Consider the following 15,366-nt stretch of genomic DNA (forward strand, 5'->3'; position numbering starts at 1 on the left):
ACGGGTGGGGACGGGGAGGGGCTGTAGCGGCGCCTGCGCGCCCTAGACCTCGCCGTCAGTGGTGGAGACGGACTCGCGAGCAGCAGCACGGCCCTTCTTGGTCAGGGCTGCGACGATGGCGAGGAACGCGGTCACACACAGCACGGCAATGACCTGCTGGCGAGCGCTTTCGTCGGTAAGCATCACGACACCCAGGCCGAGGATCAGGACAACGGCGACCCAGGACAAAACAGGGTAGCCCCACATGCGGACGGAGAGCTCGCCGTTGGCTTCCATCTGCGGGCGCAGCTTGATCTCCGACAGTGCGATGACCAGCCAGATGACCAGCAGACAGCCGCCGACCGCGTTGAGCAGGAAGATTAGGACGCTCGAGCCGTCAAAAATGACCTGCAAGCCGACCGAGATAAACGCGAAGACCATCGACATGATGACGGCGCGATTCGGCACGGCGGAGGAGTTGGTCAGAGCGAAGAAGCGCGGGGCCTCGCCGCGGGTGGACATGGAGTACACCAGGCGGGAGGAGGCGTAAATCTGCGCGTTGAACGCGGAGAGCAGCGCCAGGACGATGATGGCTTCCATGAAGCCGACGACGCCCGGGATGTTCGCCTGCTGGAGGACCAGCGTGAACGGGGACTGGGCGGCGCTGTCAGCGCCGTCAATCTGCGAGTACGGCAGCAGCAGGATGATGACCATCACGCAGCCGAGGTAGAACACCGAGATGCGGAAGATGACCGAGCGGACGGCCGCTGCGATGGAGCGGCGCGGGTCGTCGGCCTCCGCAGCTGCGATGGTGACGATCTCGATGCCGCCGAATGCGAACGCCACCGCGAGCAGGCCTGCGGCGATGCCGGAGGTGCCGTTCGGCAGGAAGCCGGACTGCGCGATGTGGGTGGAACCGACGAAGGTGGTGCCCGGAATCAGCCCCAGGAAAATCAGGAGGCCAATGACCAGGAAGGCGATAATGACGGCGACCTTAATGAATGCGAACCAGAACTCGAACTCGCCGAATCCGCGCACGTTGGCCAAGTTGACGACTGCGAAGAAAACGACGCAAATCAGGCCCGGGATCCAGCCGGGCACACCGAACCAAGCGCCCATGATTGCGCCGGCACCGGTGATTTCCGCGCCGAGGACCATGATCAGCATGAACCAGTAGAGCCAACCGAGGACGAAGCCCGCAGAGGAACCGAAGGCCATCTCGGCATAAGTGGAGAAGGAGCCCGAGGCCGGGCGGGCGGCGGACATCTCGCCGAGCATCTGCATAACGAGCACGACGATGATGCCGGCAATGACATAAGAAATGAGGACGCCGGGGCCTGCGGCCTTAATTCCGACGCCGGTGCCCAGGAAGAGGCCGGCGCCGATGGCGGAGCCGAGGCCCATCATGGTCAAGTGACGCACCTGCAGTCCCTTGCCCAGCTGGGTTGCCTCTCCGGTGGTGGAGGTCTGTTGCGATTCGGTCATGGCGAAAACTCTACCGTGCGATAACCAGGGGCGATAAACGCAATCTGAGATTACCCCCATTAACCTAAAAGGAAATTCTTAGGTGGCGGGAAGTGCGCCGTTCGGTGAGGTCAGCTCGGTGCGACGCATGCACACGGCGGAGTGGTCCGGGTGGTGGTAGAAGTGCATCTGATCGCGCCCGGAAATTTCCCATGCCTGGATGCGGCGATTCTCCGCGGGAATGTCGATTGGGGTGTTCTTCGCGATCAGAATCGTCTTGTCAATCACGCAGTCGTTGCCAAGGTTGACACCAACCGTTCCCGCCGCAATATCGATGTGGCAGCGCTCGCCGATGGTGACCGGGAGGCGATTGCCGTCCTTGTCATGAGATGCCGAGATGGAGCTGGACAGGCCGATCTTGGTGTGCGCTCCAATAACAACGCCGGAGGACAGGCGGCCCTCAATCTTGCACGGCCCCAGGGAGCCGGAGTTTAGGGAAACAAAGCCCTCGCGCAGCACGGACGTTCCGGGCGCCAGGTACGCGCCGAGGCGCACCCGCTCGGCCTCCGCAATGCGCACGCCACTGGGCAGGACGTAGTCGACCATACGGGGCATGCGGTCTATGGCGTAGACGTGAATCAGGCCGCGGACGCGCAGGTGCGTGCGGATTTGTTCGAAGTTGTCGGGCAAACACGGGCCCTTGTTGGTCCACGCGACAACGTTGAGCAGTTCGTAGAGCCCCGTCGTATTAATCGTGTGCGGCTTGACCAGGCGGTGCGAAAGTAGATGCAGGCGCAGGTAGGCGTCGTGGGCGTCGATCGCCGGCTTCGACAGGTCCTCGATGCTAGTGCGCACCGCGACCTGCTCGACCCGGCGATCCTCGTCGAGGATGACCTGGCGCAGAAGCTGCGGAGTGAGATCGTGTGCGCCCAGTCGCCGAGTTTCGGAGACCGCGACATCTTCGCTGAGTGTCGGTGCCGGATACCAGGTATCGAGGACCGTGCCGTCCATTGCGATATTGGCGATTCCCGTAGCAACAGCACCAGATGTAATCATGATTCTTAATACTACTTGGTCGTGTCAGATTTTCGCGAAAGGTAACGGGGCGTGCAGCAGGATGCACAAAAGGTAAGGCGAGCGGCCGCAATGAATCAGTTCAAGTACTGGCTGATTGGGAGCTTCATCGCCGCGGTCGCCATCGCGTTTTTGGGTCTTGTGCTGGACTTCGGCGCCTTGTTCTACCTTGGGCTCGCCCTTTTGTGTGTCTGGACCGTGGCCGCCGTCGGCGCTAGCGGTTTCACCCTTCCTCCTCGCGCGATGCCGATTGGGCTGTTCGGCGTGCTGGTTGCCGCCGCTGCCGCGTATCTCGCTACCGGATTTGTATTCACCTCTCTGGCCGCATCCGTGGCCGTGGGCCTCGCCGCTGGAATCGCCACTCGCGCCGTCGTCGAGCGCCGCACCCGCCGCCAGGAATCTCGTATCGATGCCCTCCCGCTCTGGGAACGCGACGAGCTAGGGGACCTCGCCCGCACGCTTCGCCCCGCTTACCGACGGGACGTCGACCCCACGCCGACTCCGACTCCACATGCGACGGCAAAGATTGTCGCAGCCGTGGCGAAGCCTTTGGCGGGCTCGACCGTTATCGTCAGCACGAACGAAGCGCGCCCGGTTCTGGCCGTCTATGGCTCGCGCGTGGCCGTGGTTTACGGCCCAGGGGCCGGGGCAGCACACGGTGCTGAGGGGGCGTCGGCAAGCGACGGGGCGCATGCAGCGACCGGGGTGAGCGCGGAGGAGATTCTCGTCCAGGTGCTACCGGAGGGAACGAAGATGCGCGCGTTCGAGCTGGCGGAAGGCCTCGAGGAAGCGGCGCCGGGCAGGAGCTCAATTTCGCTGACCGAGCCCCATGACCTGGCGACCTTCCTGGGAGGCGGGGCGCCCGCTAACGGTGACGCGGTGACCGGACGCGCAGCGCATATCCACCACAAGATTTTGGTTTCGCTCGCGCACAATGGTTTGTACGCTGGTGGGATGTGAGCACCTTTTTAGATTTACACGCAGACCCTATTGACCTGACCGCCGCGCTGGTGGACATTGAATCCGTCTCGCATAACGAGAGGGAAATCGCTGATGCAGTTGAGGAGGCCCTGCACAAGATCGCGGAAGCCGACTCTTCGATTGAGGTGCTTCGAATCGACAACAACGTCATTGCGCGGACGCACCGGGGACTGCCGCAGCGCGTCATCCTGGCCGGACACCTCGATACGGTGCCGACGGCGGACAACGTGCCTTCGCGGAGGATTGTCAGCGATCGCGGGGAGGACTCCCTCTTCGGCTGCGGCACGGTGGATATGAAGAGCGGAGACGCAGTCTACCTGCACGCTTTCGCCGAGCTCGCCACAAGCGATGAGCTGCAGCGCGACCTGACGCTGATTATGTACGAATGCGAAGAGGTCGCCTCCGAGTTCAACGGCCTGCGTCACCTGTCGGAATCGCATCCCGAGCTGTTGGTCGGCGACGTGGCGCTATTGGGCGAGCCGAGTGGCAACGTCATCGAAGCGGGCTGTCAGGGCTCGATTCGCCTGCGGCTGACCGCGCACGGAACCCGGGCGCACTCGGCCCGAGGCTGGCTCGGCGATAACGCGGCGCACAAGTTGGCGCCGATTCTTACCCGCATCGCTGCTTACCAGGCAGACACCGTAGATATTGACGGTCTCGAGTACCGGGAGGGCCTCAACGTGGTCCACCTGGAGTCCGGCGTGGCCACCAACACGCTGCCGGATGTCGCCGTGATGAAGGTGAACTTCCGCTTCGCACCGAACCGTAGTGCTGAAGACGCGATGGCGCACTTCCGCGAGGTATTAGGGCTCGACGAGTTTGCCGCAGAGGACCTGACTGTGGACGTCGAGGACGTCAGCCCCGGAGCCCTGCCGGGCCTGCATGCCGCCGCGGCGCAGGAGCTAGTTGAGGTGGCGGGCGGCGTCGTCAAGCCAAAATTTGGCTGGACCGACGTGGCGCGCTTTTCGGCGCTGGGCATTCCCGCGGTGAACTTCGGACCGGGCGACCCGGCGTACTGCCACAAGGTCGACGAGCAGATTCCAGTGGCTTGCATTAGCGCACTGTGGGAGGATTTGCGTCGCTATCTCACCGCACAGCCGAAGCAGGCCTAGCCGGAACGTTTCCGCAATGCGCGCGCCGGGCGGTTGGCATAGATTCTTTAGGGTATGAGACCCGTTCGCACACCTTCCCCAGAAAAGCAGCGTGCCCTGCGCGGCCCCATCGCGATCCGACACGAGGGCACCCCGCAGGCTTCGACGACGGACCGGCGCCTGCTCGATAACAACGCGAATACCGATTGGCTGCACACCGATACCTGGCGTGTGCTGCGCATTCAGTCGGAATTCGTCGACGGCTTCGGTGCGTTAGCGGAGATTCCGCCGGCGGTCACCGTCTTTGGCTCTGCCCGGATTCGAGAGGATCACCCTTACTACCAGTGGGGGTTCGAGTTGGGGCAGGCGCTGGCCAAGGCCGGGTACGCCACCATTACCGGCGGCGGCCCGGGGCTAATGGAGTCCGCGAACCGTGGTTGCTTCGACGCTGACGGGCTGTCGATTGGGCTCGGTATCGAGCTGCCGCATGAGCAGCACTTGAATGACTGGGTCGACCTCGGCATGAATTTCCGCTATTTCTTCGTGCGCAAGACCATGTTTTTGAAGTACTCGCAGGCGTTCGTGTGTCTGCCGGGTGGTTTCGGCACGCTCGATGAGCTTTTCGAGGCCCTCGTCATGGTTCAGACCGGCAAGATTGTCGACTATCCGATTGTGCTTATGGGCCGCGATTACTGGGCCGGTCTGGTGGACTGGCTGCGCGAGCGGCTGGTTGCCGAAGGAATGATCGATGAGGCGGATCTGGATATCTTCCTTCTCACCGACTCTGTCGAGGAGGCCATGGACTACATCGTCGAGGCGCACTGCGAACTCTTCGCTGACCGCGGGCAGCCGCAGACCTAGTCCAAGTAGGCTTGACGACGTGCATAGCTTCTACCAGTCCTCGGCAGTGCCCGCGGTGATGGCGATTGTCAATCGCACCCCGGACTCCTTCTACGACCGTGGAGCGACCGCGGCGGAGGATGCAGCCCTGGCGCGTGTCGACGCCGTCGTGGCGGCAGGTGCCGAAATCGTTGACATCGGTGGCGTTAAGGCCGGTATTGGGGCGGAGGTTACCGTCGCAGAGGAGATTGACCGAGTAGTCCCGACCATCGCGAAGGTGCGTCAGAGCTACCCGGACCTGCACATCAGCGTTGACACCTGGCGCGCCGAGGTGGGCGAGGCCGCGATTGCCGCCGGCGCGAACCTGATTAACGACACGTGGGCCGGGCACGATCCCGAATTGGTCGAGGTCGCAGGTGCCCACCGGGTCGGTTATGTGTGTTCCCACACGGGCGGTGCGCTGCCGCGGACGAACCCGATTCGCGTACGTTATGACGATGTTGTCGAAGACGTTATTGCCGAGACAGGGCGCCTGGCCGAGCGGGCGATAGGCGTGGGAGTGCCGGAGAACATGGTGCTGATTGACCCAACGCACGACTTCGGTAAGAACACCTTCCACGGACTCGAGCTGCTTCGGCGCTGTTCGGAGCTGGTGGCTACGGGGTGGCCGGTGCTGATGGCGCTGTCCAACAAAGACTTTGTCGGCGAGACCCTGGATCGCCCACTGACTGAACGCGTGGCCGGAACCCTGGCCGCTACCGCGCACGCGGCGGCAGCTGGCGTCGCGGTATTTCGCTCGCATCAGGTCGCCGAGACCGTCGACGTGTGCCGGATGACGCTCGCGATTGAGGGGAAGTTCCAGCCCCTGCACCCGGTGAGGGGGCTAGTTTAGATGCTCATTGCGGCTGTCATCGCGATTTATCTACTGGTCGCCTTACTTTTGGGGCTGGGGCTTTGGAAGCTCTTTTCCTGGCTGGAGTCTCTTTAGCGCGCTCAGTGCCCCTTATAGTCTCTGGCAACTGAACTTGCCGGAAAAGTCTATGATGGAGGGAGTAGTCGAGACGCCCTCTAGAAATCATTCTTCTGAGAGTGACGTTGGAGTCGGCACTGGTGCCGATGTCGACATCGTCAACAACTAAGGAGTTGTAATGGCCGCAATGAAGCCGCGCACCGGCGATGGCCCGCTGGAGGCAGTCAAAGAAGGTAAGAAGGTTGTTATGCGGGTTCCGGCCGACGGCGGTGGCCGCCTGGTGGTGGAGCTCACGCCGGATGAGGCCAAGGAGCTGGGTGCGGAGCTAACCGCGGTAGTGCAGTAGCGCGGCTAGTTTGGCGCCCTGGATTTTGCCCCTAGATTCCAAGTGTGGCGCTAGTCATAGGCGGGCTTATTCTCCTCTTAGGCAATAGACGGGTTAAGATTAATGAACGTGTTTTTAACGCGTGACCCTATTTAGCCTTGAAAAAGACTTGAGAAGAGGAGTGGTCGAAGTGCTCGCTGACATCATTGATGTGCTCGCAGATCCCATTGACGGCACTGATTTGGCGTTTGGTGATTCCGATTGTTCCACTCTGAAGTCCGCGTCGGGGCATAGTTACGATATTGCCCGTCAGGGCTACGTCACCCTCGCTGGAGGCGCTGGCCTGCGGTACACGGGTGACGATGCCAAGATGATTACCGCCCGCGAGGAGTTCCTGTCGGGCGGGCACTATGCGCCTTTCGTTGAGGCTGTCACCGGCAATGTTCAGGATGTTCTGGACGATGCCGGGGTCGCAGAGGATGCGAGCCCGGTAATTTGCGAGGTCGGCGCCGGAACCGGTTACTACCTGGCGCACACCCTCGACGGTGTTGCCAACTCTCGAGGCGTTGGGCTGGACGTTTCCGTCCCTGCGGCGAAGCACCTGGCTAAAAGCCATCCGCGCGTGGGTGCAGTTGTAGCTGACGCGTGGGCGCGTCTGCCGCTGCGCGACAACTCTATCGACGCGATTACTGTCGTCTTTGCCCCGCGCAATGCTGAGGAATTTGCGCGCGTGCTCAAGCCCGGTGGGCAGGTCGTTGTTCTTACTGCCACCACCGGACACCTCGGTGAGCTGCGCGAACCACTCGGGATTATCGATGTGGAGCGCGGCAAGGTCGAGCGCATGATTGCTCAGGCCGAGGGGCACCTGGTTCCTGTCGGGGACCCGGAGCTGGTCGAGTTCGGCATGAATCTGAACCAGCAGGCTATCGCCACCCAGATCGGAATGAGCCCGTCGGCACGCCATATTCACCCGGAGGTGCTGCAGGAGCGAATTGCGGCCCTCCCCACGGAAATGCACGTGACCGCCCGCGCGTACGTTACGCGTCTCGGTCGTCCGTGCGACTAGGCCTCGTTTGGCCCCGGAGGGGGCCGCGCGGCTCCGGTAAAGACCCTGGTGCTTCAGCCAGCGCGCTAGCTTTTAACCTCGGTTGCGTGAATCTGATCGTCGAGGTCGTCCGGTGCGAGGTCTGCGTCGGAGAACTCGGCCGTTAGCGGCAGGCGCAGCTGGAGGTCCGTACCTGGGCAGATCTCGATGGTTCCGGAGCGGAGCTTGAAGTCCAGGACGTGCCCGCCGCCGGTGCCTCCGTCTGCGAGGAAGTGGACATGGCAGCCGGGCACTGAAATGCCCTTTTCATAAACCGGGGTGCGGAAGCCGGCAATTGTCCCGGTGACATCCTCAAAGTCCACCGAGGCGTCCTCTTCTGTCGCATTAATCATCTTCTGGTACGGCTTTTGCTGCTTGACCACGGTGCGGGTTTTCACCCATTCGAAGTCTCCGGTGATGCGCAGCGCGTACATGAAATTCTGGCTTGGGACCTTGCTGTCGATAATTGGACTGATCTCGCTGCGCGTGAGGTTCGGGGGAGCGTCGATTGCAATGTGGGGGACGAAGTTGGTGACGACCGTGTAGGGGCTGCGCTGGCTCATCGAGGCCTTGCACGCGCTGCCGTCGCCGCGGACCTGCCAGCAGACACCGTCGAGAATGATCATTTCGCCGTCGAGCCCGTCGAAGGTGCCGATTCCGAAATTGCCGTGCCCCAGGATCTCGCCAATCGACATCTCGCCGTCGTAGATGCCGTCGAGCAGGGCGGACATGAGGGAATTCTGGAAGAACGTTTGCCGGACGGTAGGCAAATTGAGCTGAGGCGTCATGACTGCCATCTTATTCCTCGCCCCACTAAGGCCGGTTCGTTTGCCTACGCGCACACGGCTTCTGGTAAGCGTAACGGAGCAGCGCGTAGCGCCCCGTGAGGTATTCATTCACGGGGGTGATTGTTGGCTACATCAATGATTTGTAGACTTCTACGGTTTCCTGAGCGATTGTCTCCCAGCTGAAGACATCCTCGGCGCGCTTCTTGCCCGCTGCGCCGACTTCCTTAGCGTGAGCACGGTCGGAGACCATCTTGTTCACGGCGGCCGCAATGTCGCGTTCGAAGCCCTCCGGGTCCGCCTCGTCGTAATGCACGAGGGTTCCAGTCTCGCCATCGACGACCACCTCCGGGATGCCGCCGACGTCAGAGGCGACGACCGCGGTGCCGCATGCCATTGCCTCAAGGTTTACGATGCCGAGCGGCTCGTAGATGGAGGGGCAGACGAAGGAATCGGCAGCGGTGAGGATCTCCTGGATGCGCTCCTTTGGCAGCATCTCCTGGACCCAGAAGATGCCGTCGCGCTCAGCCTGTAGATCGTGGACCAGCTGCTCGGTCTCCTTCGCAATCTCCGGGGTGTCCGGAGCGCCAGCGCAGAGAACCATCTGTACGTCCTCATCGAAGTGCGATGCGGCCTTGACCAGGTGTGCTACGCCCTTCTGGCGAGTGATGCGTCCGACGAAGGCGACCATCGGGCGGTTCGGGTCGACGCCGAGTTCCTCGAGGACGGACCAGCCGTTTTGCTCCTTGGACTCCTCCCATGTCGGGCGTGGGTGCCAGAGCTGCGTGTCAATGCCGTTGAGGACTACGTGAACCTTTTCGGGGGCGATGCGGGGGTAAGCGTCTAGGATGGCATCCTTCATGCGGGCGGATACCGCGATGACCGCGTCCGCGTACTCCATTGCGTTGCGCTCCGACCAGCTAGAGACGTCGTAGCCACCGCCGAGCTGCTCGCGCTTCCAAGGGCGGTGGGGCTCCAGCGAGTGCGCAGTAGCCACATGTGGAATGCCTTTCAGCAGGCCGGTGAGGTGGCCGCCGAGACCTGAGTACCAGGTGTGCGAATGGACGACATCGATGTCTGTCGCGGCCGCTGCATTGGCCATGCGCAGGCCTGTGGAAAGCGTCTTAATCGACGCGTTCGCCTCGCCGAGCTCCGGGTCAACTCCGTGGACGTAAACGTCGGCTTCATCGCGGGGGCCGCCCATGCAGTGGACGTCCACATCGACACCGTCGAGCCCACGCATAAAACGGGTCAGTTCGGTTACGTGAACACCTGCTCCGCCGTAAATCTCCGGAGGGTATTCCTTGGTCATCATGGCAACTCGCATATTTCCAGCGTAACCAGATTCATTCAGCGGTGCCGTCTTATGTGGGGTAGGGGTAGGGGACCTTCACGGCGAGGTTTGTAAATCGCATATAGGTTGGAGGACGTGAGGAGTCAACCACATGTATTGTCCATTGTCCTTGCCGGTGGCGAAGGCAAGCGTCTCTTCCCGCTGACGGAAGACCGCGCAAAGCCCGCCGTGCCCTTCGGTGGTAGCTATCGGCTAATCGACTTCGTGCTGTCGAATCTGGTCAACGCAGGTTTCCTTAAAATCTGTGTGCTGACCCAGTACAAGTCCCACTCGCTCGACCGCCACATTTCGCAGGCGTGGCAGCTCTCCGGTATCACCGGTCAGTACGTGACGCCTGTTCCGGCGCAGCAGCGGCTGGGAAAGCGCTGGTTCACCGGCTCGGCTGACGCGATATTGCAGTCTCTCAACCTGGTTTATGACGAGGACCCGGAGTACGTAATCGTCTTCGGCGCTGACCACGTCTACCGCATGGACCCGGAGCAGATGCTGGATGCCCACATTCAGTCCGGCGCCGGCGTGACCGTTGCGGGTATTCGTGTCCCGCGCTCGGAGGCAAGTGCGTTCGGCGTCATCGACGCGGATGAGAACAACCGGATTACAGAATTCCTGGAGAAGCCGGCCGATCCGCCCGGTACCCCGGATGACCCGGATTCGACCTTCGCGTCGATGGGTAACTACGTCTTCACCACCTCCGCGCTGATTGAAGCGATTAAGCGCGATTCGGAGGATGAGAATTCCGACCACGATATGGGCGGAAACATTATCCCGATGCTCGTGGAGGAAGGCGAGGCCTACGTCTACGACTTCAAGGACAACTACGTCCCGGGAGAGACGGAGCGCGACAAGGGCTACTGGCGTGACGTCGGTACCATTGACGCTTTTTACGAGGCTAATATGGACCTAATCTCGGTCCACCCAGTCTTTAACCTCTACAACAAGAAGTGGCCGATTCACACCTTCTCGGAGGAGAACCTGCCACCGGCTAAGTTCGTCCAGGGCGGTATCGCCCAGGCGTCCATGGTCGGCGCCGGAACAATTGTCTCCGGTGGTACTGTCCGCAACTCGGTGCTGAGCACCAACGTTGTCATCGAGGACGGCGCTACTGTTGAAGGCTCGGTGCTCTTCCCGGGCGTCCGCGTCGGACGCGGAGCGGTCGTTCGCCACGCCATTTTGGATAAGAACGTCGTCGTCTCCGACGGTGCGATTATTGGTGGCGACCCGGAGCGTGATGCTGAGCGCTTCAAGGTCAGCCCCGGCGGTGTCGTGGCCGTAGGTAAGGGACAGGTCATCTAGGGCCAAAAGTTTCTTTTACCAAGTTTGAAGGCCCCTAGCGCGCGGATGCGTGCTAGGGGCCTTCAAACGTCGCGGCGCCCGGAGCGGGCCAGCCAGGATGCCAGCCCTGAAAGTTTCAGCTAGCCCTTGACCAGGATTGTTGCGCCCGCTGCGATTGGCAGACGAACCACCCTAGCTCCTTCGAGCTCGAGGAGCTGCTGGTCGGCCAGGCGGGCGGCAGCGGTATCGCGATCGGTGCGGGAGGCATCCTCTACTGTTCCGTCCAACAGCGCCCCCGGAATGACCAGCACGCCGCCTTCGCGGAGCAGCGGCCAGGCCTTTTCCTGAGCTGCGAGAATCGCGGACGGCTCGACATCCAGGTAGACCAAATCGTAGGAGCTCGGCGCCAGTCGATCCATGACCTCAGTTGGGGGCGAGGGAAGGAATCGCTGGCGATTCGGGCGGATACCCGCGTCCCGGAACGCCTGCTTAGCGAGTGCCTGATGCTCGAGTTCAGGGTCGATACAGGTCAAGACGCCATCGTCGGCAAGCCCGGCCATGAGGTGCAGGCCTACGACACCAGCGGCGGGGGAGGCAATGACTGCGGCGGGGTGCCCCGTGCGGCGCGCGCTGGCGAGCGACATCATGGCGGTCAGGAAGGCGCCGGTCATGGCGTCGGGTACGGCGACGCCGTATTCGCGGGCACTCTCGACGGCACGGCCAATCGCATCGGACTGCGGAGTCGTGGCATTGACATGCTGCACGACGGCATCGAGGGCGGTCAGCGGGGAAGAGGAGGAAGAGGTATCGGACACGCTTCCCACAGTAGGAAAAAGCTTTCGCTTGCGGAACTGGCCACGCCGAGAGGGGTGTTACCAAAACTTGTTTGGACTCTCAACGTATTTTCAGGATATGGTCAATGAGTACCTAAGGTCAGTGAGGAAAACTAACTGCCATGACCAATGAGAATTCCCCGCGTGTCAGCCCTATTGATGGTGCTGACCCCGCCGTCGGTGCAGACGCTGTGCTGACCGGAACTGCCGCTTATGACGCGGGAGTGGGGGAGATGCCGTCGTGGACCGAATTGGTCGCTGCCCACGCGGATAGCGTTTACGGTCTCGCTTACCGGCTGACGGGTAATAAGCACGATGCGGAGGATCTCACGCAGGAGACCTTCATGCGCGTGTTCCGCTCTCTGAAGTCGTACCGCCCCGGCACCTTCGAGGGGTGGCTGCACCGGATTACAACTAACTTGTTCCTAGATATGGTGCGCCACCGCCAGGTCATCCGCATGGAGGCCCTGCCGGAAAACTACGATCGCGTGCCGGGCACGCTGAAGACACCTGAGCAGGCCGTGGATGACGCCACTTTGGATCCCGACCTGGAGGTTGCCCTGGCCGAGCTCCAGCCGGATTATCGCGCTGTTGTGGTTCTGTGTGACGTGGTCGGGCTGACGTATGAGGAAATCGCCTCGACTCTCGGCATTAAGATGGGCACCGTGCGCTCTCGCATCCACCGTGCCCGCTCCAGCCTCCGCGCTTCGTTGGAGCGCCTCGAGCGGGAGCGTCAGAACACCGCAGAGGTTGTTCACACCGCGTAGGCGCGAAAGCGCTATTGTGGGCTTGAATCACGTAAGTTTCCGGTGTGCGTAAGTTTTCCACCGGGGATTTCTTCTTTCTCGGGGCGCTGTTTTAGGAGGTGTTGTTGGTGGCACGGCCACTTCATGATGACCACTTCCTTTCCACCGAACATCTCGGCACGGAGGCTATCGCCGCTTTCGTCGACGGTGAGCTCTCTGCGACTGCGGAGCGCCGCGCTCAGGCCCATCTCCTGGCTTGCCCCGAGTGCCGCCGGGAGGTGGCTAGGCAGCGCCAGGCGGCCAAGCGGCTGCGGGATAGTGAGGCCCTGCATATTCCACCAGAGTTGCGTGCGCGTCTGGCGGGGATGTGTGATTTCGCAGATCCGCGCTCCGAAACCTCCGGTGCCGCCAGTGGCAGCGCCGATACTCGTGATGCGCGTGGCCTCGCGTATCGCCGCCCGGAGTCTCTGTCTGCGGCACTAGAGCAAATCGTCCGAGGAATCCGCAAAGGTGGGCATCGTCAGTGACTGATCATCCGACCGATCAACCCGGTATTGCCGACTCTCCCTTTGCTCCCGGAGCCGATCGCGCCGAGGCCACAGGTGGTCTCCAGAGGGGGCCGAAGGATCCCTCGCTTGCCGACGCCGCCACCGCCGAGCCCGAATCATCGCCCTGGCGGGAATCCTGGTCGCGAATGGTAGCCGGCCGCCCGGCACGCAAGGTGTCTGCGGAGCGCGCTGAGCGTAAACCAGTTGTTCCGCACGTGGGCGTTCGTCGTGTAATTTTCGGAAACGACGTGCCCTGGCGCGTGGTTGCGGCCTCGGCGGCAGCAGTGCTGGCGATTGGCGGAATCGGCGGGTTCGTTGGCGGTTGGGCAGGTAAGACGTTCCGCGCCGACTATCAGCGGGTGGAACTGCAGCAGGTCGAGGGGCGCCCCGGTGATGGTTCAATGACGCAGATTGGCAAGGTTGCCGAGGCCCTGCGCCCTGCGGTTGTGTCGATTGCGGTGCAGGCCGGGCAGGTTTCGGGGGTCGGCTCGGGCTTTGTCATAGACGATAAAGGCCACATTCTCACCAACAACCACGTCGTCTCTGCTGTTGCGGATAAGCCAGACATGGAAATCTCCGTGACCTTCTACGATGGAGCAAACCTCAAGGAAGTGCCCGCCAAGGTTGTTGGCCGCGACACTAAGACGGATCTCGCGGTTATCCAGGTAGTGGATGTCGCCGGACTCACCGTGGCTCAGCTGGGGGACTCGAACAAGTTGGCAGTGGGCGACACTGTCATCGCGATGGGCTCTCCCCAGGGACTCGGCGGAACGGTAACCTCCGGCATTATCTCAGCACTGAATAGGCCCGTGCGCCTGCAGGCGGAGGGCACCGACACGGATGGTTTCGCGGATGCGATTCAAACGGATGCGTCCATCAACCCTGGTAACTCCGGTGGGCCGTTGGTAGATATCCGTGGCGCAGTTATTGGCATCAACACCGTGATTTACACAGTCTCCGGTGGCTCCCAGGGGCTTGGTTTTTCCATCCCGATTAATTCGGCGGTCGCGGTCGCGGAACAGCTCATAGCCGGTGAGGAACCATCGCATCCGGGTATCGGCGTGACGGCGAGAACCGTATCAAACGGTGCGTTTTCCGGTGCTGAAGTGGCGACGATTTTGCCGGGAGGCGTCGCGGATCGGGATGGCTTAAGAGAGGGAGATGTGATCACCGCAGTGGGAGACAGGTCGGTGTCGTCAGCAGACGAATTGACAGTTGCTCTCTGGACCGTAGGCGCCGGTAATGAAACCGTGATGAAGGTCGTCCGTGACGGGGCAGAGATGGACGTTTCCATTGCCCCGGAATAGGCCCCTGGCGATACGCCCATTTACGGGACTAGCGAACCATTCTTCGGCTAATCGTGCATTGGCAGGTGGCGCCAACTAAGGTGGTATAACGTGTTTTCAAATGTTGGCTGGGGCGAAATCCTCGTACTCTTCCTAGTCGGTCTCGTCATCGTGGGGCCTGAGCGCCTGCCGAAATTAGTGCAGGACGCGCGTGCGATGCTGCTCGCAGCAAGGACGGCTATCAACGATGCGCGGGAAAACCTCTCGGGCGAGTTCGGCGAGGATTTCGATGATTTACGCAAGCCACTGCAGGAGCTCAACGAGTTGCGGCGGCTGAATCCGAAGACCGCCATCACACGTACGCTTTTCGACGGTGACGACACTTACCTCGACATGCTCAGCGGCAAGCCGGCTGTCGGAGGTGGGGCGCAGCCGCAACAGCCTGCACAGCCCACAGCGCAAGCGCAGCCGCAAGCCGGTCACCCCGGCGAATGGCAGAACCCAGTCGCACAGGCACAAGCCCAGCAGAATCAGGCCGCGCAGAATCAGCAGCCTGGCGGCGTAGCCAAAAGCCCCTGGCTCGACGACGACATTCTCTAATCGTTCTGACGCAGGATGTGCCGGCACGAAAATAAGAAGAGGCCCTGCTATCCAATCCTGAAATAATCGCGAGGATAGCAGGGCCTTTTTCTATGTGCTTGAAAGCGCCGAGGGCTGCAAGACGTGGGAGTCGT

16 protein-coding genes are annotated in these 15,366 nt (G+C 61.8%); 11 read left to right on the plus strand and 5 right to left on the minus strand.

Annotated features, from left to right (window positions below):
• Window positions 1–42 precede the first annotated feature (42 nt).
• Together CLAC_RS04145 and CLAC_RS04150 are read right to left on the minus strand one after the other, a co-directional pair.
• Window positions 43–1,464 carry an amino acid permease gene (locus CLAC_RS04145; RefSeq protein WP_053411827.1) on the minus strand — a complete coding sequence of 474 codons (1,422 nt, stop codon included), beginning with the start codon at window positions 1,462–1,464 and terminating at the stop codon, window positions 43–45.
• Window positions 1,465–1,542: 78 nt separating this feature from the next.
• Window positions 1,543–2,499 (minus strand): 2,3,4,5-tetrahydropyridine-2,6-dicarboxylate N-succinyltransferase, encoded by a 957-nt coding sequence (locus tag CLAC_RS04150; RefSeq protein ID WP_053411828.1) that lies wholly within the window; start codon window positions 2,497–2,499, stop codon window positions 1,543–1,545.
• A 90-nt stretch (window positions 2,500–2,589) separates the two neighbouring features.
• Between CLAC_RS04150 and CLAC_RS04155 the strand changes: the two genes are divergently transcribed.
• The 6 genes from CLAC_RS04155 (at window position 2,590) to CLAC_RS04175 (ending at window position 7,790) form a co-directional block, all read left to right on the plus strand.
• The gene (locus CLAC_RS04155) at window positions 2,590–3,477 is read left to right on the plus strand and encodes a hypothetical protein (protein WP_053411829.1); all 888 of its coding nucleotides are present in this window, start codon (window positions 2,590–2,592) and stop codon (window positions 3,475–3,477) included.
• Window positions 3,474–4,610, plus strand: a complete 1,137-nt coding sequence (gene dapE / locus CLAC_RS04160; RefSeq protein WP_053411830.1) for a succinyl-diaminopimelate desuccinylase — start codon at window positions 3,474–3,476, stop codon at window positions 4,608–4,610. The genes CLAC_RS04155 and dapE overlap by 4 nt, the downstream gene beginning before the upstream one ends.
• 54 nt (window positions 4,611–4,664) lie before the next feature.
• Window positions 4,665–5,450, plus strand: a complete 786-nt coding sequence (locus CLAC_RS04165) for an LOG family protein (protein ID WP_053411831.1) — start codon at window positions 4,665–4,667, stop codon at window positions 5,448–5,450.
• 58 nt (window positions 5,451–5,508) lie between these two features.
• On the plus strand, window positions 5,509–6,321 hold the full coding sequence (folP, locus tag CLAC_RS04170; RefSeq protein ID WP_053413255.1) for a dihydropteroate synthase: 813 nt from the start codon (window positions 5,509–5,511) through the stop codon (window positions 6,319–6,321).
• Between the two features lie 256 nt (window positions 6,322–6,577).
• Window positions 6,578–6,745, plus strand: coding sequence for a DUF3117 domain-containing protein (locus tag CLAC_RS12265; RefSeq protein ID WP_082313098.1), 168 nt, complete (start codon window positions 6,578–6,580; stop codon window positions 6,743–6,745).
• A gap of 169 nt (window positions 6,746–6,914) precedes the next feature.
• Window positions 6,915–7,790: a methyltransferase domain-containing protein gene (locus CLAC_RS04175; RefSeq protein ID WP_053413256.1), complete on the plus strand. Its 876-nt coding sequence runs from the start codon at window positions 6,915–6,917 to the stop codon at window positions 7,788–7,790.
• Window positions 7,791–7,855: 65 nt separating this feature from the next.
• On the opposite strand, the gene budA is transcribed toward CLAC_RS04175, so the two are convergent.
• Together budA and glgA are read right to left on the minus strand one after the other, a co-directional pair.
• A complete protein-coding gene (budA, locus tag CLAC_RS04180; RefSeq protein WP_053413257.1) occupies window positions 7,856–8,596 on the minus strand; it encodes an acetolactate decarboxylase in 741 nt (246 codons plus the stop codon).
• 127 nt (window positions 8,597–8,723) lie between these two features.
• Window positions 8,724–9,920, minus strand: coding sequence for a glycogen synthase (gene glgA / locus CLAC_RS04185; RefSeq protein WP_053411832.1), 1,197 nt, complete (start codon window positions 9,918–9,920; stop codon window positions 8,724–8,726).
• A gap of 102 nt (window positions 9,921–10,022) precedes the next feature.
• Here glgA and glgC point away from each other — a divergent pair, with 102 nt between their 5' ends.
• Entirely contained in the window at window positions 10,023–11,240 is a 1,218-nt protein-coding gene (gene glgC, locus CLAC_RS04190; RefSeq protein ID WP_053411833.1) for a glucose-1-phosphate adenylyltransferase, read from the plus strand.
• A 119-nt stretch (window positions 11,241–11,359) separates the two neighbouring features.
• Here the strand turns inward: glgC and CLAC_RS04195 are convergent, their stop codons facing one another.
• Window positions 11,360–12,034: an O-methyltransferase gene (locus CLAC_RS04195; protein WP_053411834.1), complete on the minus strand. Its 675-nt coding sequence runs from the start codon at window positions 12,032–12,034 to the stop codon at window positions 11,360–11,362.
• 140 nt (window positions 12,035–12,174) lie between these two features.
• On the opposite strand from CLAC_RS04195, the gene sigE reads away from it, so the two are divergent.
• The 4 genes from sigE to tatB all read left to right on the plus strand — a co-directional run bounded on the left by sigE (window position 12,175) and on the right by tatB (window position 15,232).
• Window positions 12,175–12,819 (plus strand): RNA polymerase sigma factor SigE, encoded by a 645-nt coding sequence (gene sigE, locus CLAC_RS04200; protein ID WP_156324770.1) that lies wholly within the window; start codon window positions 12,175–12,177, stop codon window positions 12,817–12,819.
• 107 nt (window positions 12,820–12,926) lie between these two features.
• Window positions 12,927–13,325, plus strand: a complete 399-nt coding sequence (locus tag CLAC_RS13030; protein ID WP_053411835.1) for an anti-sigma factor family protein — start codon at window positions 12,927–12,929, stop codon at window positions 13,323–13,325.
• Window positions 13,322–14,653: a S1C family serine protease gene (locus CLAC_RS04210; RefSeq protein ID WP_156324772.1), complete on the plus strand. Its 1,332-nt coding sequence runs from the start codon at window positions 13,322–13,324 to the stop codon at window positions 14,651–14,653. Before CLAC_RS13030 ends, CLAC_RS04210 begins: the two co-directional genes overlap by 4 nt.
• A 90-nt stretch (window positions 14,654–14,743) precedes the next feature.
• The gene (tatB, locus tag CLAC_RS04215; RefSeq protein WP_053411836.1) at window positions 14,744–15,232 is read left to right on the plus strand and encodes a Sec-independent protein translocase protein TatB; all 489 of its coding nucleotides are present in this window, start codon (window positions 14,744–14,746) and stop codon (window positions 15,230–15,232) included.
• The last annotated feature ends 134 nt before the right edge of the window (window positions 15,233–15,366 follow it).

The organism is Corynebacterium lactis RW2-5 (genome assembly GCF_001274895.1).
Taxonomy (GTDB): Bacteria; Actinomycetota; Actinomycetes; order Mycobacteriales; family Mycobacteriaceae; genus Corynebacterium; species Corynebacterium lactis.

What these genes read in the sequence shown, in the direction of transcription:
- CLAC_RS04145 (WP_053411827.1), bottom strand. Translation starts at nt 1,464, where the DNA reads ATGACCGAATCGCAACAGACCTCCACCACCGGAGAGGCAACCCAGCTG.
- CLAC_RS04150 (WP_053411828.1), bottom strand. Translation starts at nt 2,499, where the DNA reads ATGATTACATCTGGTGCTGTTGCTACGGGAATCGCCAATATCGCAATG.
- CLAC_RS04155 (WP_053411829.1), top strand. Translation starts at nt 2,590, where the DNA reads ATGAATCAGTTCAAGTACTGGCTGATTGGGAGCTTCATCGCCGCGGTC.
- CLAC_RS04165 (WP_053411831.1), top strand. Translation starts at nt 4,665, where the DNA reads ATGAGACCCGTTCGCACACCTTCCCCAGAAAAGCAGCGTGCCCTGCGC.
- folP (WP_053413255.1), top strand. Translation starts at nt 5,509, where the DNA reads ATGGCGATTGTCAATCGCACCCCGGACTCCTTCTACGACCGTGGAGCG.
- CLAC_RS12265 (WP_082313098.1), top strand. Translation starts at nt 6,578, where the DNA reads ATGGCCGCAATGAAGCCGCGCACCGGCGATGGCCCGCTGGAGGCAGTC.
- budA (WP_053413257.1), bottom strand. Translation starts at nt 8,596, where the DNA reads ATGACGCCTCAGCTCAATTTGCCTACCGTCCGGCAAACGTTCTTCCAG.
- glgA (WP_053411832.1), bottom strand. Translation starts at nt 9,920, where the DNA reads ATGCGAGTTGCCATGATGACCAAGGAATACCCTCCGGAGATTTACGGC.
- sigE (WP_156324770.1), top strand. Translation starts at nt 12,175, where the DNA reads ATGACCAATGAGAATTCCCCGCGTGTCAGCCCTATTGATGGTGCTGAC.